17 protein-coding genes and 1 riboswitch are annotated in these 18,654 nt (G+C 63.9%); of the genes, 13 read left to right on the top strand and 4 right to left on the bottom strand.

The genetic code is table 11. The features are described 5' to 3' along the window. Positions 1-11: 11 nt before the first annotated feature. The 4 genes from ABIG06_RS32460 to ABIG06_RS32445 all read left to right on the top strand — a co-directional run bounded on the left by ABIG06_RS32460 (position 12) and on the right by ABIG06_RS32445 (position 4,126). Positions 12-245 carry a hypothetical protein gene (locus ABIG06_RS32460; RefSeq protein ID WP_124158155.1) on the top strand — a complete coding sequence of 78 codons (234 nt, stop codon included), beginning with the start codon at positions 12-14 and terminating at the stop codon, positions 243-245. A 16-nt stretch (positions 246-261) separates the two neighbouring features. Next, positions 262-1,683: a dihydrolipoyl dehydrogenase gene (gene lpdA / locus ABIG06_RS32455; protein WP_370140011.1), complete on the top strand. Its 1,422-nt coding sequence runs from the start codon at positions 262-264 to the stop codon at positions 1,681-1,683. 145 nt (positions 1,684-1,828) lie between these two features. Next, positions 1,829-3,070, top strand: a complete 1,242-nt coding sequence (locus ABIG06_RS32450) for a threonine synthase (protein WP_370140010.1) — start codon at positions 1,829-1,831, stop codon at positions 3,068-3,070. Positions 3,071-3,154: 84 nt separating this feature from the next. Further along, positions 3,155-4,126, top strand: coding sequence for a tripartite tricarboxylate transporter substrate binding protein BugD (locus ABIG06_RS32445; protein ID WP_124158158.1), 972 nt, complete (start codon positions 3,155-3,157; stop codon positions 4,124-4,126). Positions 4,127-4,256: 130 nt separating this feature from the next. On the opposite strand, the gene ABIG06_RS32440 is transcribed toward ABIG06_RS32445, so the two are convergent. From ABIG06_RS32440 to ABIG06_RS32430, 3 genes are all read right to left on the bottom strand, one after another. Then, positions 4,257-4,643: a response regulator transcription factor gene (locus tag ABIG06_RS32440; RefSeq protein ID WP_370140009.1), complete on the bottom strand. Its 387-nt coding sequence runs from the start codon at positions 4,641-4,643 to the stop codon at positions 4,257-4,259. Between the two features lie 95 nt (positions 4,644-4,738). Then, a complete protein-coding gene (locus ABIG06_RS32435; protein WP_245454378.1) occupies positions 4,739-5,413 on the bottom strand; it encodes a response regulator transcription factor in 675 nt (224 codons plus the stop codon). Then, complete coding sequence (locus ABIG06_RS32430; protein ID WP_370140966.1) at positions 5,410-7,395, bottom strand: PAS domain S-box protein; 1,986 nt, start codon at positions 7,393-7,395, stop codon at positions 5,410-5,412. The genes ABIG06_RS32435 and ABIG06_RS32430 overlap by 4 nt, the downstream gene beginning before the upstream one ends. Before the next feature lie 426 nt (positions 7,396-7,821). Between ABIG06_RS32430 and ABIG06_RS32425 the strand changes: the two genes are divergently transcribed. From ABIG06_RS32425 to ABIG06_RS32415, 3 genes are all read left to right on the top strand, one after another. Further along, a complete protein-coding gene (locus ABIG06_RS32425) occupies positions 7,822-8,118 on the top strand; it encodes a hypothetical protein (RefSeq protein WP_370140008.1) in 297 nt (98 codons plus the stop codon). A 441-nt stretch (positions 8,119-8,559) separates the two neighbouring features. Further along, positions 8,560-8,748, top strand: coding sequence for a hypothetical protein (locus ABIG06_RS32420; RefSeq protein WP_370140007.1), 189 nt, complete (start codon positions 8,560-8,562; stop codon positions 8,746-8,748). Then, on the top strand, positions 8,745-9,107 hold the full coding sequence (locus tag ABIG06_RS32415) for a hypothetical protein (protein WP_370140006.1): 363 nt from the start codon (positions 8,745-8,747) through the stop codon (positions 9,105-9,107). The genes ABIG06_RS32420 and ABIG06_RS32415 overlap by 4 nt, the downstream gene beginning before the upstream one ends. A 75-nt stretch (positions 9,108-9,182) precedes the next feature. On the opposite strand, the gene ABIG06_RS32410 is transcribed toward ABIG06_RS32415, so the two are convergent. Then, positions 9,183-11,372: a transglycosylase SLT domain-containing protein gene (locus ABIG06_RS32410; RefSeq protein WP_424578483.1), complete on the bottom strand. Its 2,190-nt coding sequence runs from the start codon at positions 11,370-11,372 to the stop codon at positions 9,183-9,185. A gap of 319 nt (positions 11,373-11,691) precedes the next feature. Here ABIG06_RS32410 and ABIG06_RS32405 point away from each other — a divergent pair, with 319 nt between their 5' ends. From ABIG06_RS32405 to ABIG06_RS32380, 6 genes are all read left to right on the top strand, one after another. After that, positions 11,692-13,428 carry an adenylate/guanylate cyclase domain-containing protein gene (locus ABIG06_RS32405; RefSeq protein ID WP_370140004.1) on the top strand — a complete coding sequence of 579 codons (1,737 nt, stop codon included), beginning with the start codon at positions 11,692-11,694 and terminating at the stop codon, positions 13,426-13,428. Positions 13,429-13,530: 102 nt separating this feature from the next. Continuing rightward, positions 13,531-13,707 (top strand): hypothetical protein, encoded by a 177-nt coding sequence (locus tag ABIG06_RS32400; protein ID WP_199751279.1) that lies wholly within the window; start codon positions 13,531-13,533, stop codon positions 13,705-13,707. Between the two features lie 476 nt (positions 13,708-14,183). Next, positions 14,184-14,306, top strand: coding sequence for a hypothetical protein (locus tag ABIG06_RS32395; protein WP_370140003.1), 123 nt, complete (start codon positions 14,184-14,186; stop codon positions 14,304-14,306). Between the two features lie 116 nt (positions 14,307-14,422). Beyond that, complete coding sequence (locus tag ABIG06_RS32390; protein WP_370140002.1) at positions 14,423-14,680, top strand: hypothetical protein; 258 nt, start codon at positions 14,423-14,425, stop codon at positions 14,678-14,680. 91 nt (positions 14,681-14,771) lie between these two features. Further along, a riboswitch (cobalamin riboswitch) is annotated at positions 14,772-14,985 on the top strand. A 114-nt stretch (positions 14,986-15,099) separates the two neighbouring features. After that, positions 15,100-17,328 carry a TonB-dependent receptor gene (locus ABIG06_RS32385; RefSeq protein ID WP_370140001.1) on the top strand — a complete coding sequence of 743 codons (2,229 nt, stop codon included), beginning with the start codon at positions 15,100-15,102 and terminating at the stop codon, positions 17,326-17,328. 61 nt (positions 17,329-17,389) lie between these two features. Next, a complete protein-coding gene (locus ABIG06_RS32380; protein ID WP_370140000.1) occupies positions 17,390-17,971 on the top strand; it encodes a hypothetical protein in 582 nt (193 codons plus the stop codon). The last annotated feature ends 683 nt before the right edge of the window (positions 17,972-18,654 follow it).

Below are 18,654 nucleotides of genomic sequence, written 5' to 3'. Positions count from 1 at the left end.
AGGGGGCAACCTTGCATGTCCGGACCCGCTGGCCATGGATATCGCTGCTGCTCGGGGCCGTCGTCGCGCTCAGCCCGATCGGGCTCGATTTTCTTCACTCAGCGTTCTTTGCCGGCGAGCAACTGGCACGGAACATCGCCCAGCCGATCGTGCTCGCCGCACTGGCCGTGATGGTCCTGGTGGTGGTGCTCGAATGGCTGGTGAGGTCTCTTTTGGTCAAGCGCCGCGCCCGCGGCGCCTCTTGAGTTGAACGGAGCCGCCATGGCCGACACATCCTTCGACGTCATCATCATCGGCTCCGGTCCCGGCGGCTACGTCACCGCGATCCGTGCCGCGCAGCTCGGCTTCAAGACGGCGATCGTCGAAAAATCCTATCTCGGCGGCATCTGCCTGAACTGGGGCTGCATTCCGACCAAGGCGCTGCTGCGCTCGGCCGAGATCTACCACTACATGCAGCACGCGGGGGATTACGGCCTGTCGGCGGAGAAGGTCTCGTTCGATCCGAAAGCGGTGGTGCAGCGCTCGCGCGGCGTCTCCAAGCGCCTCAACGACGGCGTGGGCTTCCTGATGAAGAAGAACAAGGTGAGCGTGATCTGGGGCGCCGCCTCGATCGACACACCCGGCAAGGTCATCGTGAAGAAGTCCGACGTCGAGGGCCCGAAGGGCGCGCTGGGCGAGGGGACCTATCAGGCCAAGCACATCATCGTCGCGACCGGCGCACGGCCGCGCGCGCTGCCGGGGCTCGAGCCCGACAAGAAGCTGGTGTGGACCTATTTCGAGGCGATGGTGCCGGAGCGGATGCCGAAATCGCTGCTGGTGGTCGGCTCGGGCGCGATCGGCATCGAGTTCGCCTCCTTCTTCCACACCATGGGCTCCGACGTCACCGTGGTCGAGGTGCTGCCGCAGATCCTGCCCGTCGAGGATGCCGAGATCGCAGGTCTTGCGCGCAAGCGGCTGGAGAAGCAGGGCATCAAGATCATGACGTCGACCAAGGTGACCAAGCTGGAGAAGAAGGCCGACAGCGTCGTTGCCACCATCGACGACGGCAAGGGCAAGCCCGTCACGACCGAATTCGAGCGCGTGATCTCGGCGGTCGGCGTCGTCGGCAACATCGAAAATCTGGGCCTGGAGAAACTCGGCGTCAAAACCGACCGCGGCATCATCGTCGTCGACGGCCACGGCAAGACCAACATTCCCGGCATCTACGCCATCGGAGACGTTGCCGGCCCGCCCATGCTGGCTCACAAGGCCGAGCATGAGGGCGTGATCTGCGTCGAGGCGATCAAGGGTCTCAATCCGCATCCTATGGACAAGAACCTGATCCCGGGCTGCACCTATTGCCAGCCGCAGGTCGCCTCCGTCGGTCTCACCGAAGCCAAGGCCAAGGAGAGCGGCCGCGAGATCCGCGTCGGTCGCTTCCCCTTCATCGGCAACGGCAAGGCGATCGCGCTCGGCGAGGACCAGGGCCTGGTCAAGGTGATCTTCGACAAGAAGACCGGTCAGCTCCTCGGCGCCCACATGGTTGGCGCGGAGGTCACCGAGCTGATCCAGGGTTACGTCGTCGCCATGAACCTGGAGACCACGGAAGAAGAGCTCATGCACACGGTGTTCCCGCATCCGACGCTGTCGGAGATGATGAAGGAAGCCGTGCTGGATGCGTATGGACGGGTGTTGAATATTTGACGGACGAGCGCGTCGCCCGCCGCCGTCATTGCGAGCGCAGCGAAGCAATCCAGACTGCCGCTGCGGAAAGACCTCTGGATTGCTTCGCTGCGCTCGCAATGACGAGCAGAGAGAACCGATTGCAGAATAAGAAGGAAATCAACCCATGCACGACAACGACAACCTCACCATCGAACGCCCGACTTTCGTCACCCATCTCGAATGCGCGATGGAGGGCGATCATTACGCCGCCGACCAGGTCCACAACCTCTCCAAGGCCGGCAAGCCGCTCTTGGTGCGCTATGACCTCGCCGGCGTGAAGAAGGCGCTGACCAAGGACGCGCTCGCCCAGCGTCCCGGCGACATGTGGCGCTACCGCGAGCTCTTGCCCGTGCGCAAATGCAAGGACATCGTCTCGCTCGGCGAGGTGACGACGCCCCTGATCCGGCTGCCGAAGCTGGGTGCGAAGCTCGGCGGCGGCGAGATCATCGTCAAGGACGAGGGACGGCTGCCGACCGGCTCGTTCAAGGCGCGCGGTCTCGTGATGGCGGTGTCGATGGGCAAGGCGCTCGGCATCAAGCATATGGCGATGCCGACCAACGGCAACGCCGGCGCGGCGCTGGCGGCCTATGCGACGTCCTGCGGCATCAAGACCACGATCTTCTGTCCGGCCGACACGCCGGAGGTGAATGTCAGCGAGATCGAGCTGCAGGGGGCGACCGTCTACCGCGTCAATGGCTATATCGATGATTGCGGCAAGATCGTCGGTGAAGGAAAGGCAAAAGTCGGCTGGTTCGACACCTCGACGCTGAAGGAGCCGTACCGCATCGAGGGCAAGAAGACCATGGGCATCGAGCTCGCCGAGCAGCTCGGCTGGGACGTGCCCGACGTGATCTTCTATCCGACCGGTGGCGGCACCGGGCTGATCGGCATGTGGAAGGCTTTCGACGAGCTCGAGAAGATCGGCTTCATCGGAAGCAAGCGCCCGCGCATGGTTGCGGTGCAGGCGTCGGGCTGCGCGCCGATGGTGCGCGCCTACGAAGCCGGGACCGAGCACGCCACGCGCTGGGAGGACGCCCACACCATTGCGTCCGGCATCCGCGTGCCGCAGGCGATCGGCGATTTTCTGATCCTGCGCGCGGTGCGCGACAGCAAGGGCTTCGCGATCGCCGTTGACGACGACAAGATCTCGTCGGCGCTGAACGAGGTTGCGCGCGAGGAGGGGCTGCTGCTGTGTCCCGAGGGCGCCGCCACCTACGCCGCCTACAAGCAGAGCCTCGCCGACGGCCGCGTCAGCAAGATCGACCGCGTGATGCTGTTCAACTGCGCGACCGGTCTGAAGTACCCGCTGCCGCCGGTCACCCGCACGCTCGACCGTCACAAGCCGATCGACTACGCGCAGTTCTAGCGCGACAATGGGCTACGAATGATCCCTCTTCCCGTACGCGGGCAGAGGGCCAAAAAAAACAACGACATCGCTGGGGAGAAGACAATGAAGAAGGCCGCTTGGGCTGCGCTGATTGCTGTTCTCGCTGTGACCGGCGCCGCGCGCGCCGACGACTATCCGTCACGTCCCATCACCGTCATCGTGCCCTTCGCCGCCGGCGGACCGTCGGATGCGATGGCGCGAGTCCTCGCTGACCGGATGCGGGTGACGTTGGGGCAGCCCGTGGTGATCGAGAACGTCACCGGCGCGGGCGGTTCGATCGGCGTCGCTCGCGCCGTGCAATCGCCGCCGGACGGATACACCATCTCGTTCGGCCACCTCGGCACCCACGTCGCCAACGGTGCCGTCTACAAGCTCAAATACGATCTCGTCGCCGATCTCGAGCCGGTGGTGCTGTTGCCGAGCAATCCGATGATCGTCGTCAGCAAGAATGCGGTGCCTGCGACTTCGCTCAAGGAGCTGCTGGACTGGCTGAAATCGCGGCCGTCGCCGCCGACCGCAGGCACCGCCGGCGCGGGCTCCGGTAGCCATATCGCCGGCGTCTATCTCGAGAACGTCTCCGGCATCAAGCTGCAATACGTGCCGTATCGCGGCACTGCGCCGGCACTGAACGATCTCATCGCCGGCCAGATCGATCTCATCGTCGACCAGACCTCCAACTCCATCAACCAGGTCCGCGCCGGCACCATCCGCGCCTATGCCATCACCGACGACAAGCGCCTGCCTTCGGCGCCCGACATTCCGACTGCGGAGGAGGCGGGCCTGAAAGGCTTCAACATGACGCTGTGGTCGGGCATGTGGGTTCCGAAGGGTACGCCGAAAGAGATCGTGACCAAGCTCAATGCGGCCGCCGTGGAAGCGCTGAACGATCCCGGAGTGAGGAAGCAGCTCGAAAGCCAGGGTCTGGAGATGCCCCCCAAGGATCAGCTCACGCCTGAAGCGCTCGGCGCCCGCCAGAAGGCCGAGATCGCAAAATGGTGGCCCATGATCAAGGCGGCGAACATCAAGGTGGATTGAAGCGGGCAACCCACACCTCGCGGTATGTCGTGAGGTTCTGCGAGCGCGCGGCCATCTCGGGGGAAGCCCTCGCGAGCAGCGGGATTGATCCTGATCGCCGTCACCGTCGCGCCTGCTGGCCGCCGGGCGCTCACTGCAGGGTTTCGTGACCTGCCGCCAGCGCACGGTCCAGGCACTGCATCAGATCCGAGGCGGCGAACGGCTTGCCGAGAAAACAGATTGCGCCGGCTTTGAGGGCACGCGCCCGTACGCCCTCATCCGGGAAGGCTGTGATGAAGATGAACGGCGTCGCCGAACCATGCGTGCGCATCTGCATCAACAGATCGATTCCGGTCATCAGCGGCATCTGCACGTCGGCGATCACACACGAGGTGTCATTCGAATCAGGCGACTTCAAAAACTCCTCGGCTGAGGCGAATGTATGGACGACGTACCCGCGCGATTCCAGGAGATTATTGATCGCGGCCCGCACGTAAGGGTCGTCGTCAAGCACCGAAATGACCGAAGCCGCTGACAAGACGTCCGCTCCTCACCCGGCATCACGCTTGCCGCCGCCACGGCTGCACATAGGCCGGTAAGGTGGACCTGCCAGTCACGATTGGAAACTCATACTTAGGTTTGTGTGTCCGGCTTGTTGGACCCTATCCCGAGCGCCTCGCTCATTCTCACCAGATCGGCCAGGGACTTCGCGCCCATTTTCCGCATGATCTGGCCGCGATAGATTTTGACGGTGATTTCCGCCAATCCGAGCTGGGCAGCCACTTGCTTGTTCATCAGGCCGGCTGTTACCAGCGACAATACATCTCGCTCCCGCGAGGACAGTGACTCGAAGCGGGATCTCACGGTCGAGACCGTCCTGTTGAGGTCGCGGCGCTTGCGGTCTCTCTCGATCGCGGCCTGGACTGCATCCAGGATGTCCTGGTCGCGGACCGGCTTTGTCAAGAAGTCGATCGCGCCGCTCTTCATGGCCCGAACCGTCATGGGAATATCACCGTGACCGGTGATGAAGATGATAGGCGTGTGGATATTCGCCTTGGCGAGATCGGATTGAAGATCAAGGCCGCTGGCTCCGGGAAGGCGGATGTCGAGCACGAGGCAACTGGGGACTTCCGGCGGCTTGGCGTGGAGGAGTTGTGGTGCCGAGCCGAATGCTTCGACCTTGAGGCCGACCGACTCGAATAAATTGGTGAGCGCACGGCGCATGGACGCGTCGTCGTCGACGATAAAGACAATTGGCTGATCGCCGTCGTCCTCCTGCGGCGACGGAGGTTCCCCGCGCTGGGTCACGAAGTTTCCTCTCGATGGAGGGGCAAGGTGATCTGAAAAGTCGCGCCGTGCTCCTGGTTGGGTGCGGCGAAAAGCCGTCCACCATGCGCCTCGATGATGGATCGACAGATCGACAACCCCATGCCCATGCCGGTGGACTTCGTCGTAAAGAACGGCGTGAACAGGCGGTCAATGGCCTGTTCACTGATGCCGACGCCGCAGTCGGAAACGCTCACCAGCGCCGCGCCATCGCCGCTCGCCGCCGAACGGATCGCCAACTCGCGCGGGCGATCGTGGACCTCTTCCATGGCCTCGATCCCGTTCATGATCAGATTGATCAGGACCTGTTGCAATTGGATCCGGTCGCCGAATATTTTCGGCAGCGCCGACGACAGCTCCATTCGCACCGATACGGAGTGGCTGGCCATCTCACGCTGAACGAGCGCCACCGACTCCCGTACGACGACATTGGCGTCGAGCGGAGCCATGTCGATGTCGGAGCGCTTAGCGAGCGCCCGAACGCGACGGATCACGTCGCTGGCACGCGTGCCATCCTCGACGATCCACTCGACGGAGCGGCGGGCCGCTTTGAGATCCGGCGGACTGCGCTGCAGCCAGGCGAGGCAGGCGTCGGCGTTTGCGATCACAGCGGCGAGCGGCTGATTGATTTCGTGGGCAATGGAAGCGGTCAGCTCACCCAGTGTGGTGACACGCGTCACATGGGCGAGCTCGGCCTGGGCCTTGCGCAGCGCGTCTTCGGCCTGATTGGCCCGGATGGCTGCGGTTACGTCAGTGCAGACGCCACGATAGCCCAGAAAAGCGCCGTCGGCGTCGAAGAACGGCTTGCCGCTGGTCCTGACGTAGATCGGCTGCCCGCTGCGATCCTTGCTCCGATACACCAGGTCGCGGAAGGGGACGTGGGCATCGAGCGCCGCCCGGTGTTGTTGCCACTTCTCCGGCTCGAGATCGGCGTCAGGAGCGATATCCCAACGCGTGAGTCCGATCAGGCCGGCGGGAGCGGTCATGGTATCGGAGTGCTCCGATATCTGGGTGACGCGATGGTCTGGCCCTGTTTCCCAGAACCAGTCGGAGGCGGTTTCAGCATAGTCGCGGAAGCGCTGCTCGCTCGCGCGCAGTCTGCGCTCTGCCTCTTTGGTCGCCGTGATGTCGGTCACCGATCCCACGAACTCCACGCACCCGTTCGAATCTCGCATCGCGCGAGCGACCGCTCGGACGTACTTGATGGAGCCGTCGGGCATCACGAGCCGGTATTCGTGGTCGTAATCCTTTCCCTCTCGCGCGGCCCGAGCCGTAGTCTGTTGCACCGCGAGCCGGTCGTCCGGATGGATCCGCTGGAGCATGAACGGGATCTTCGGCTTGCTTCCCTCGTCGCACTGGAAGATGCGATAGGTCTCCTTGGACCAGGTGATCTCGCGGGTTGCGGCCTTCCATCCGAAACTGCCGGTGTGGCTCAATTCCTGCGCCTGGGCGAGATAGGCCTCGCTCTGTCGCAGCGCATTCTCGGCTTCCTTGCGCTCGGTGATGTTCTCGCAGGCGATCAGGACGATTGGTCCGCCATCGCCCCGCAGCATGGTCTTGGCATTCTCGCGCACCCATAGCACCGAGCCGTCCTTGCGTATCTTCCGGATCTCCCAGGTGTGGGACTGATCGACGGTCTCAAGGCACAGCGTGACGCACGCGCGGACGAAGTCGCGATCCTCCTCGAAGAAGACATTCAGCACCGATCGGCCGATCAGTTCCGCGGCGGCATAGCCCAATTGCGCGGCGCCGAACGTGTTCACGTTGATCACGGTTCCGGCTGGATCGACCATGAAGTACATGACCGGGGTGTGCTCGAAGACTTGCTGCCATTGCTTGACCGCCTCGAGCAGGTCGTCACCATCGGGCTCGCTGCGCGGCTTAGGGGTTACGGTTTGCCTTACGCAGCCGACGAGGAATTGCGCTGCTGACTTCCCGAATGTCGCTGCTCGGCCAGGCTTCATCGCAGACGCTCCCGGCGTTCTCTGCGTGAATACAAGTAGAGCACGTTGCAGCGAGACGAGCAATTCCCGCCAAGGTCGGATTGGGCAGCTTTGCCGTTCGCCTGTGACTTGACGGCGGCCGATCTGTTCAGTGCGGCGCATCACGTACGCCATGCCGGCATGCTTTTCACGGTGGCCGTGTGGCCGGAGCATCGTGCGCCGTCTCGTTGCAGATGAGCCGGCGGGGAAGCCCTCCGGGCGGGTAGGGACAAACCTAGGTATAGCTCCTCCATTCCTAGTCATATCGGTCGTTTACCTCCGTACAATTGAGCGTCTCGTCCCCTGGGAATAGCCTCATGACCCATCGGGAGTGTCGCAGCGAGCGCACGAGAACCGGTCCGAAGCTTGCGACGGAGGCGTCTTACCGGCAGGCGAAGACCAAGGACGATGTCGCTGCAATTTGCGGCAAGCGACCACCCGCGTGAAGTCGAGGGAAACGAACTGGCAAAGCGCGAGCAAGGGAGGAAGATGACAATGTGCGCGACATCGGTGCTTCCTGAGCGTGGCCGATCCGAGTCCGAATGTTGCTCTTCAGTCAAGGGCTGTGCGGTGTGTGGCGGCAAGTTTGGCCTGATCCGCTACTACTCCTGGCGCACCGCGCTCTGCTCCAAGAAGTGTGTCGATCGCTTCCGAACGCGCCGCGAGCGCGATCACCGGTGGTTGTTCCGGGTTAAGGCCGCGTGAGGTCGAATTAGAGAGCTGAACATCGTCCAAGGAGCTGATCCGGGAGCGTACGTTGAACCGTTCATGCAAGCTGTTGTGCTCGATGGTTCTCCTCGCCTCCACTGCGACGGTCCGGGCACAGGAGGTGGGACATGATGCCGTACATCGCCGGCACCCACCCCAGGACCAGGCGCTGCACGAGAAATTCTATTCGACCTGGCACATGCCGGACAATCCGAGCGTCAGCTGCTGCAACAGTGCTGACTGCTATCCGACCGACATCAAATACATCGACGACCAGATCTATGCCCGGCGCCGGGAGGACGGCAGATACATCCTGATTCCACCGCAAAAGGTGGAGCGAAACAGGGATAATCCGGACGGCCGAAACCACCTTTGCGCTCCGCCGCCCGCACTGTCACCGCTGGATAGCGTTTACTGCTTCGCTTTGGGAGGTGCCACATGAGATTCGCGTTCGTGCTGGTGAACGGCCGGACCCCGTTCCGGCAGGCCTGGTGTATGCAGTGCTGCGAGCCGCTCAGCGACAGCTATCTCCGCGAGATCGCGACCCGTCTGCCTTACTGCAATCATCAGTGCTACGCGCTGTTCTGCGAGGCGCTTGCGAAAGATCGCATGAGGGCGGCTTCATGAAATTCATGGTGGTCAATCACGAGCCCCCGTTGTGCGCGTCCACGTGCAGCACCTGCTCGCGGTCGATCCGGTCCGGCTATGTCCGGCATGTGCGGACGCAGCGGCGCTACTGCGACTACGATTGCTACCGGCGCGGCGAACTCGTGACGCTGCTGACGCATTGGTCGGTGCCTGGGCACAACGGGCCGGCCTCCGGGAACGTCGAGGTCGCCGCTCGCAACGCGATCGAGATGTTCACGGTCCTGGGCGCCGTCTTGTGCTGGAGCTGCACGATGCACGCCTTCGCCTTCGCAAGAATCTTGACCGGCGCATATTCGGACGGTCGCGATCCGACCACGATGGAAGGAGGTGACACCTAGCTACGCGACGGCACTCGCGTGGAAGCCGCAGCGACGCAACCTGGCAGGCGCCGTGTCCAGCCCCGGCGACGTCGCCTAGGGAGCGGGCGCTGCGGCCGCCACGGGTGCCGTTGCGCCGGCCTCCTGCGTGACGATGCGCCGATCGCTCTTGCCGGCGATCGTGCCGCCTTCCTCGAACCTCGTGCGGTAGACCAGCACGTTCTCCATCACGCGCTGGACGTAGTTGCGGGTCTCCGACAGCGGGATGCGCTCGACCCAGTCGACCGGATCGACATTGGGATCCCTGGGATCGCCGCGCGTCTGCACCCATTCGCGCACCCGGCCGCGCCCGGCATTGTAGCCGGCGAAGGTCATGATCTGGTTGCCGCGATATTCCGAAAAGAGCGCACTGAGCTCGGCCGCGCCCATCTGCGTGTTGTAGACGGGATCGGAAACCATCTTGCCCCAGTCATAGGTCAGGCCGAACCGCTTGGCGGTATCGCGCCCCGCTTCCGGCGTCACCTGCATCAGCCCGACCGCATTGGCATGGGACTTGTCGCGCTGGTCGAACGAGCTTTCGGTGCGCGCCACCGAATAGATCACGCTGGTCTCGATCGCGGGCGCGACCTGCTTGTGCTCGGGGATGCCGATGGTGGGGAAGGCGTAATGGTCAAGCGCGAGCCCGCGCGCCAGCGCCGTCTTGCCGACCTCCAGCATCACGCGCGCATCGTTGCGCCGGCGGGCAAGCTCGCCGAGGGCTTCGAGTGCTGCGACGTCGCTGCTCTCCTTGGCGAAATCCTCGGCGTAATAGAACACCATATCGCGCTCGCCGATCCCGTAGAGCATATCGGCGGCGCGCACGCGCTCGTCCATGGGGGGCGTGTCGGCCGAGGCCAGCACAGGCGAGGGCGGACGCAGCTCGATCTGGTCGAGGCCGAGCTTTGCGCGGGCGAGCTGGCCGTAATAGGCGGTTTGATAGCGTGCCGCCGCCCGATAGCTCATGCGCGCATCGGCCGTGGCGCCCATGGCTTCGGCGGCGCGGCCGCGCCAGTAATGGGCGCGCGACAGCGCGATCGGATTGGACGAGCCCGCGTCGATGGCGGCAAAGTGCATCATCGCCGTCGTGGGATCATCGAGAAAGCGCAGCGCGATCCAGCCGCACATGAAGTGATAGTCGACGCGGTATACTTCCTTTTCTGGTATGGCCGCCGTGCGCACCACATCGTAGGCGGTCCTGGACTTGCCCTGATCGAGCAGCTTGCGCGCGAGCATGCGGCGCTCGCGCCACCAGGCATCGGTGTCCTGGGCGGACATCATGTCGGGTGCAGCGGCCAGGATCACCTCGGCCGCGTCGTCGATGCGGTCGTTCTGAAGATGCCACTGGGCGCGGCACAGCACATAGCCGAGATCGCGGCGCGCGCCGGCCGGCACGTCCTCGAGATAGTCCTTGGCCTTGCTCTCCTTGCCGGTGACCGCGGCACAGGCCTTGACGATCGCGAGATCATCCTCGCCGAGCCGTTTGGCGGCGCGCCTCGCGCTTGCGTAATCCTTGGCGCCGAGCCGCTTGTCCATGCGCGCGCGGTGGTCGTCAGCGGACAGAAGATCGCAAAACGCTTCGTAGGAATCCTCCTCGCTGCGCTCGGACAATTCGTCGACGCGCCAGGCTTCGCGTACGAACCGGGCGGCCCTGTCGGTATCGCCTTCGGCGCGCAATACGCGGGCGAGCGCAAACTTGCCCTTGGCGCTGGTCGGCCGGTCCATCGTGAACTTGTGCACGGTGGCGGCGTCGGCCTTCTCCTGCCACAACCGCGCCTCGGCACGGCGGCGGAGCAGGGCGCTGCTCGGCCACTCCGGATTGGCGGCGAGGAAGGCGGCATAGCGCTTGAAATTGGCCGTGCTCTCGGAATGGCGCAGCATGAACCAGTCGGCGAGTTTCTGTCCGGCGGGATCGGCGATGCGGTCGCGCGCCGCGCTCGCGTCATCCGTCTTGCCCTTGCGCGCGAGATCGATGGCGTCCTTCAGCGCGGCGAGGTCGCCGGTCAGCGGCGGCGCGGCCGGCTTGGCCGCGGGCTCGTCGACCGTCTTCTTCGACTTGCGCTTGGCCTCGGCGTGCTTGCCATGTCGCGCTTTCCCGGCGGAGGCGTGGCGGTGCTTGCCGGCTTTCGCCTCATGCGTCTTCTTCGGCGCGGCCGTTTTCTGGCTGCTTTTCGCGACCAGTTCCGTGGGAAGGAGGGCGATTGCGGCCACGGCAACGAAACACGCGAGCGAGCGTAGGCACTGGTTCATTCGATGGTCCCCCTGCGAAACCACTACAAACCAAGGTCCGCGACGACATGCGGCTTGAGAATCGAAATATCGAACGATGCCGGGGCATCGTTCCGCATTTCTAACGCTGTCGCAACAATGCGGCAAAAAACGGATGCGTTGCGGGAACTGCCGCAAAGGAGAAAAGGCCAGGGCCTGTTAACCCGTCGTTAAGGTCGGGCTCGCCCGGCGGTTGCATGGTACGGGACGCCAGGAGGACCAAGATTGCGCGTGTTCCCGCAGCCAGTCCGGTGTATGGAGTTCCCTCATTCCGTTCTTTTGGCCTTTGCCTTCCGCACCCATGCCGATTTTCAACCAGTCGATCCGGCGCAAGATCGTCGGCATCGCCCTCGGACTGATCGTCCTGATGCTGGTCACCTCGATCCTGTCGATGGTGATGTCCAGCCAGGTCGGCGTCCTGCTCGATGAACTGACCAACCGTTACATCCCGGCCTATAGCCATCTGGCGCGCGCCAGCAGTCGCTCGCTGGAGCGGGGGCTGGCGCTGCGGCGGATGGTCATGACCCGGATGGAGGCGCCGTCGGATGAGGAGGCCTATACGGCGCGCCTTCGCGACTTCGAGCAATCGGACCGCAAGATCGAGGAGGAGGCTGAGGCTGCGCGCAAGCTGATCAACGCGATCATCGAGGACCCCAGAACGTTTTCCGACAATGCGGCGCTGGCGCGAATCGATCTCCGCATCGACACCGCCGTTACCGAGCTGCGGCGTGACCTGAGCGAGGACCATGCGAAGCTCCTCAAGCAGGTCGACGCCAAGCAGATGGCCGAGGTGCGCGGCACGCTGGAACACATCGACGTGGCGCGTGAACAGTTCAACCGGAAGATCGATACGATCCGCGGCGATATGCTGGCGCAGGTCTACTTCTCGACGTCGCAGGTGATCAGCCGCCAGCATCAGACGATCATCGTTTCGGGACTCGTGACATTGCTCGCGGCGATCGTCGGATTTGCCTTCGCGCTGCTGGTGTCAGGCGGCATCACGCGTCCGGTGCGGCTGCTGCTGGCCGGCACGCGCGAGGTCGAGGCGGGCCGGTTCGACAAGCCCATCGCAGTCTCGACGCAGGACGAGATCGGCGAGCTCGCCGCGGCCTTCAACCGCATGATCGAGCAGTTGCGGCAGAACGAGCGCATCCGGGAGACCTTTGGCCGCTACATCGACCCCAAGGTGGTGCAGGGACTGATCGAGCGGCCGGAGGTCGCAATCGACGGCGAGCGCCGGGTCATGACCATCATGTTCTGCGACATGAGCGGCTTCACCTCGATGAGCGAGGGCATGACCCCGCGCGGCCTCGTCAAGGTGATGAATCACTATTTCACCATGATGTCCGGCCCCATCAGGAGCAATCGCGGCGTCATCGACAAGTATATCGGTGACGCCATCATGTCCTATTGGGGACCGCCTTTCGTCGAAGAGGACGAGCAGGCCCTGCTCGCCGGGCTTGCCGCCGTCGAAATGGCCGACCAGGTGCCCGCACTGCAGAAGCAGCTGCCCGATCTGCTCGGTATTCGCGCTATGCCCGCGCCGTGCGATCTGCGGATCGGCATCGCCACCGGCGAGGTCCTGACCGGCAGCATCGGCTCCGAGCTGATGATGAGCTTTACCGTGATGGGCGACGCCGTGAACCTCGCCTCGCGCCTGGAGGCCGTCAACAAGGTCTACGGCACCCGCATCCTGGTCTCGCAGGCGACTGCGGACGCGATTGGATCTCGCCTCGAATTGCGCGAGATCGACCGGCTTGCGGTCGCGGGCCAAAGCGCGCCGCAGACGATCTTCGAAGTGATGGCGAGACCGGGCGCACTCTCCGATGCGCAAGTCAGTTTGCGCACGCACTATGTCGAAGGTCTCGCCGCCTATCGCGCCGGGCGTTTCGACGACGCCCATGCCGCCTTCAACGCGGCGCTCGAGGCGGTCCCCGGCGACGGTCCCTCGCGCGCGATGCTCGGCCGCATCGCGCAGTTCGCGGCCAATCCGCCGGATGCCAATTGGGATGGTGCCTGGCGGCTCGAGCAGAAATAGGCTGCCGCGGAATAATTGATGCTACCCCATAACGATGTTCGCCGTGACGTATTTCCCGGATTTAGGTTAGCTGTCCTTGTGGCGTTTGACGGGGACACGCCGATGACAGAACTTCAGGACAGGTTGGAACGGTTCGAGACGCTCAGCGCCGAATGCGAGCTGATCGCCAAGCTCGCCACCGACGGCACCAAGCGCGAGTTCTATCTGAGGCTCGGGGAACAGTATCGCCAGCTGGCGGTGGATATTCGGCAGGCGATCGCGACCACGGCTGCGGCCTGAGGCCGGCTGAAATCCGTTCTTAACATTTAGCACGCATTCTCGCAGCACGCGCATCGCTGATTGGCGGTGGCTCGTGGTGGGAAGGTCGGGGTTCGTTGCAATGCAGCGCACCTCGCGAGTGTCGTCGTGCTGTGCCTGACAGGGCAAGTCCCATGCGCCTCGTTGCGGTGATCATATTCGCGCTCATGACGGCGGCCTGCGACCAGGAGCGGGATATCACCGGCTCGACGACGTCGAGCTGTCCGATGCGAAACTACAGCTACAATCCACGCGACATGAGCCAGTGCGTCAACGCCTGCAGATCGTGCGATCGCGGCACAACGGTCACGTGCACGACCTCCTGCACCCTCAAGGGGGCTCGCTGAGCGGATTGCCTTCTGCGTCGCAGGGATCGTAACCGCGCCATCCCAAGCCTCCATCGTTCCCGCCGTCTCGACTTGAGCTCGAGGGCGACACCGTCGCCGAGGTCGGCGGCCTTGCCAAGGTATCGCTATGCCAATCTCAATTGGATGAAGGCCGGCGTCGTCGTCGAGGTCGAGATCGACAAGGTCGGCTGCTTGCGCAATGCCATTGCCGACGAAACCCCCGAGGTCTTGTAGGAACATGAGCAGCTCGCAGGCTTTCAGCGGAGTTTGCGCTGACGGTGCCGAGGCACCGGAACGATTCACATAGGATAGTCATTGGAAGCAGTGGGAAGGACGCGGAGTCCGATGGAATGGGTATGCTCGATCCCGGCCGGTTCCTGGTGTCGTGCTCGCATTGCGATGCCTGGCCGATGGCCGCCAACGTGAAACGTTCAAACTGGTCGGCATCCCCGCATGAGGTCCGTTTCGTCTGCACGCGCTGCCGGCGCGAAGAGACCGCGATCGTCTCGGCCTCCGGCGAGCTGACCCCGATCAAGCGCCTCGACGTTCCGCCGCGCGATGTCGCTGTCGCCTGGGCTCAGGCCCAGCGCCCGCGGGGACGAACATAGGCGCGGGGCATTGCCCGATCCGTCTGGGAGCCGGCCGATCGCGCTTGCGGCCGAGATGCCAGCAGTCGATTGACTCCCGGCCTGGGCGCCCCCTAGATTGGCCGGTGACGGTTCTCCTTACGGAGATCAAAAGGGAACGTGGTGCGAGATGCCCCGGCGCGGGGATCTTCTCAATGCCATGGCTGCCCCCGCAACTGTAAGCGGTGAATCTCTCGTCCTGTGCCACTGGGAATCTCGGTCCTGGGAAGGCGACGTAGAGGTAACGACCCGCGAGCCAGGAGACCTGCCGTCAGCCGTGGTCACACGCGAAGATGTCGGTCGGGGAGTACAGACATCAGCTTCACCGGAGCAATCGATCGCTCCGCCGTAAAGCCTCGTTCGCTGTGACGTGCCACTGACGTCATGCCGAGGTTATGATTTTGTCCCGTTTTGTCACTGCCTGCCGGCGCTGCTGCGCCGGCATCGTTGCGGCCGCTTTCTTCTATTCGCTCGATCCCTCCATCGCCCACGCACAGCAGGCCGGTGCCGAGCAGCTGCCGCCACTCGAAGTGACCCAGCCTGACGATCAGAGCCGTACGCGGGCCAGGGCGGCCGGCGACGGCGATGCGGGGAGGCGCCGGGCGAGGCCAAATGGTGCGCCGAGCGGGACCGGCTCGTCCGGCTCGGGCAGTGGAGCCGCCGCCGGCAATGACGGCATCGTCGGCGCGGCCACGACCGTCATCACGGCTGCGGACATCGCCCATGCGCCGTCGCAAATCCTGGCCGAGATCATCGCGACGCAAGTTCCGGGCGCCCAGATCACGACGTTCTACGGCGGCCAGATCGGTGCCAAGACCAGTGTCGATCTGCGCGGCTTCGGTGCCCTCGCCACGGCCAATACGCTGGTGCTGGTCAACGGACGGCGGCTGAACGACATCGACATGGCGCAGGTGGACCTCTCCACGATCCCGCTCAATGCCATCGAGCGTATCGAGGTCACGCGCGGCAATTCCGGTGCGGTGCTGTATGGTGACAATGCGGTTGGCGGCGTCATCAACATCGTCACCAAGAACGGCGTCGACGGCCCGCCCGCGACAGCGCGCATCGAGGCCGGTTTCGGCTCGTTCAACACTGGGCTCGGCAACGTCTCGACCGCGCTCAATTCCGGTCCGTGGTCGACCTCGTTCCACGGCAATGCCGTCAGGACCGACGGCTACCGCGACAACAATCGCTATTCCCAGGAGAACGGCGTCGGCAATCTGAACTACACGATGCCTGGCCTGACCGCCTTCCTGACCGTCGCCGGTGACAATCAGGAGCTGCGACTGCCGGGCGGCCGCACCGTGGATCCGTCGATCGGTCTCGACGAGCTCGCGAGCAACCGGCGAGGGGCCAGCACGCCTTTCAACTACGCCAATCAGCAGGGTTTTAGCGCGACCGCGGGCTTCACGAAAACCCTGGTCAACGGCGTCGATCTCATCGTCGACGGCGGCCTGCGCGACAAGAAGCAGCAGAGTGCGTTCTTCTCGAGCCCGACGCCGGTTCCGGCTTTCTTCACGTCGACCTATGTCGACGCCGATCTGACGACGTGGTCGATCACGCCGCGGCTCAGCGTGAAGAGCCTGCTCTTCGGAATGCCGTCGCAGTTGCTGACTGGCGTCGACTATTACGATGCGAGCTTTCAGCAGAACCGCGGCGCCGGCCAGGGTCTCGCCCCCTGGCACAACTACGTCCTCAGGCAGCAGACGGTTGCCGGCTATGTCCAGCACACCCTGGCCGTGACGGCCGCGACCGACATCTCCTACGGCGCCCGGGTGCAGAACATCGGCCTTTCGGCACGTGACGATTTTGATGCGGCGGCTCCGTTCAACGCCGACATCGGCGCGCTCCCGCTCGGGAGCGACGAGACGCAATATGCGCTGCACCTCGGTGCCGAGCATCGCCTCAGTGAAACCGTCGCGCTGTTCGGCCGGGCTGCGCGCGCCTTCCGCACGCCTGATGTCGACGAGCGGGTGTCGTCAGGCCCTTCATTCGACCCGTTCTTCAATCCGCTCCCGCAAACGTTCCGGCTCAAGACCCAGACCTCGCAGGACATCGAAGGCGGGCTGCGCATCAGAGGAGGCGGACTGCAGATGCAGAGCAGTCTCTACCTGATGGACCTCGCCAACGAGATCCATTTCAATCCGATCCTGTTCTACAACACCAACTTGGATCCGACCCGCCGTTACGGCTCGGAGACCAGTGTCTCCTATCGCATCAACGACGCCTTGCTGGTGCGTTCCGGCATGGCCTATACACGGGCCGTCTTCCGCGAAGGCGCCTGGGCGGGCAACGACGTGCCGCTGGTGTCGCGCTACACCGCGAGTGCGGGCCTCACCTGGAACATCTGGCAGAACTATCTGGTGCTGGACGCCACCGCGCGGTTCTGGAGCGAGCGCCGCATGGACAACGACCAAGCCGGAACCCAGAAGCCGATTCCCGCCAACGGCACCATCGACCTCAAGCTCAGCGGCCAATTTGAGCGCTACTTTTGGTCGCTCGGCGTCAACAATGTGCTGAACGCGCTCTACTACGACTACGCCATCGCAAGCACCTTCACGGACGGTCGCTTCAGCGCCTATCCGCTACCCGGTCGCACCTTTCTGCTCAGGGCCGGCGCCGCGTTTTGATTTCGATGGGGCTGTCACAGGCGCCCAAATGGACTAAAACTCGAAGAGAAGGAGATCACTTATGGCTCTCAATATCCTGTCGTCCGACGGCGACGGTTTCCGCCTCCATCCGGTGGCGCCGCGTCTCGCGCCGATGTTCGGCTTCGCGCTGCTGACGGTATCGTGCGCGCTCGCGAGTTTTGCGTTTGCCTGCGCGACGCCCTTCGCGGCTTTCGCCGTCGTCGCGGCTGCGATGCTGCCGCTGCGTCCGGCGCTGCTCGTCGTCACCGGCGCCTGGCTCGTGAACCAGACAATCGGCTTCAGCGCGCTGCACTATCCTATCGATGGCAGCAGCATCGCCTGGGGTTTTGTGATCGGCGCGGCGGCGCTCCTGGCGACTGTGGTGGCATCGGGCGTGCTCCGCATGCTGCCGCAGGGACGCGCGCCGCTGATGCTCGCGATTGCGCTGTTTGCCGCCTATGCGGCTTATGAGCTCGCGCTGCTCGCCGCGACGCCGTTCCTGGGCGGAGAGGGCGCCTTCACCGCCGCCATCGTGACGCGCATTGGGCTGACCAGCGCTGCCTGGCTCGCCGGCCTCGTCGCCGTCTGCGAGGTCGTGCGCTTGTTCGGTCCGTTCGGGCGCGAGGGAGCGATGTCGGCCTGACGGAGCCTGGCGCAATCCGGCAGCGGGATATCGCCCGACAGGCAAAACACCTGGTCGTTTCAAAGCTGTCGGTGTCAATCCGCTGCCTCGAAAATATTCCGCTTTACCGAAATTCGGATTTGTCGTAAGAGCACGGCATAAGCCGTCCGACCATCGCGCAGGGAAGGCCGAGTGATCGGCACCACCTGTATGCTGCTGTGCGGTTTTCTGCGTGCACCTTTTGCGCAGCGGACCGCGGGTGCCTGTCGGCACCCGGCCTTCCCTGTGCCCTCTTGGCTCAAGAGGGTGAGCGACGAAGCAAAACTCGGGCGAAATCAGCCGCGAGGATGCGAAGGCGTGTCTGGTCAGTGCGACCTTGAAACGACGTCGGCTCACCTTGCTCCGTCACTCCGACTCACGTTCGTACGCGAGATCGCGGAGCTGAAGTGGATGCAATCCTTGTGCAGAGAAATCTGAGATTGTGGATTGCCGTCTTCGCGAGGTATCGCGGTAGGCCCGCTCGTGACTTCTGAGCCACGATTGTGCCATCGGTGCAACAGTCGGCCCGGATTTAGCCCTCACCACCGGCGGTTGGCATCGTCGCCGCTTTTTGGCCACACCCGAACATGAATAAAATCACTCTAATGTTTTAAGGCAGTTGGCGGTCTTCGAAGGCGACGAGAAAATCCCAAGGTCGATTCAAA

The organism is Bradyrhizobium sp. USDA 326 (assembly GCF_049739485.1).
Taxonomy (GTDB): domain Bacteria; phylum Pseudomonadota; class Alphaproteobacteria; order Rhizobiales; family Xanthobacteraceae; genus Bradyrhizobium.
This window is presented reverse-complemented; position numbering and strand designations above follow the sequence as displayed.

Excerpts from the sequence above, each read along its gene's own strand:
- lpdA (WP_370140011.1), top strand. The coding sequence starts at position 262 with ATGGCCGACACATCCTTCGACGTCATCATCATCGGCTCCGGTCCCGGC.
- ABIG06_RS32450 (WP_370140010.1), top strand. The coding sequence starts at position 1,829 with ATGCACGACAACGACAACCTCACCATCGAACGCCCGACTTTCGTCACC.
- ABIG06_RS32445 (WP_124158158.1), top strand. The coding sequence starts at position 3,155 with ATGAAGAAGGCCGCTTGGGCTGCGCTGATTGCTGTTCTCGCTGTGACC.
- ABIG06_RS32430 (WP_370140966.1), bottom strand. The coding sequence starts at position 7,395 with ATGAAGCCTGGCCGAGCAGCGACATTCGGGAAGTCAGCAGCGCAATTC.
- ABIG06_RS32425 (WP_370140008.1), top strand. The coding sequence starts at position 7,822 with ATGTCGCTGCAATTTGCGGCAAGCGACCACCCGCGTGAAGTCGAGGGA.
- ABIG06_RS32420 (WP_370140007.1), top strand. The coding sequence starts at position 8,560 with ATGAGATTCGCGTTCGTGCTGGTGAACGGCCGGACCCCGTTCCGGCAG.
- ABIG06_RS32415 (WP_370140006.1), top strand. The coding sequence starts at position 8,745 with ATGAAATTCATGGTGGTCAATCACGAGCCCCCGTTGTGCGCGTCCACG.
- ABIG06_RS32410 (WP_424578483.1), bottom strand. The coding sequence starts at position 11,372 with ATGAACCAGTGCCTACGCTCGCTCGCGTGTTTCGTTGCCGTGGCCGCA.
- ABIG06_RS32405 (WP_370140004.1), top strand. The coding sequence starts at position 11,692 with ATGCCGATTTTCAACCAGTCGATCCGGCGCAAGATCGTCGGCATCGCC.
- ABIG06_RS32400 (WP_199751279.1), top strand. The coding sequence starts at position 13,531 with ATGACAGAACTTCAGGACAGGTTGGAACGGTTCGAGACGCTCAGCGCC.
- ABIG06_RS32390 (WP_370140002.1), top strand. The coding sequence starts at position 14,423 with ATGGGTATGCTCGATCCCGGCCGGTTCCTGGTGTCGTGCTCGCATTGC.
- ABIG06_RS32380 (WP_370140000.1), top strand. The coding sequence starts at position 17,390 with ATGGCTCTCAATATCCTGTCGTCCGACGGCGACGGTTTCCGCCTCCAT.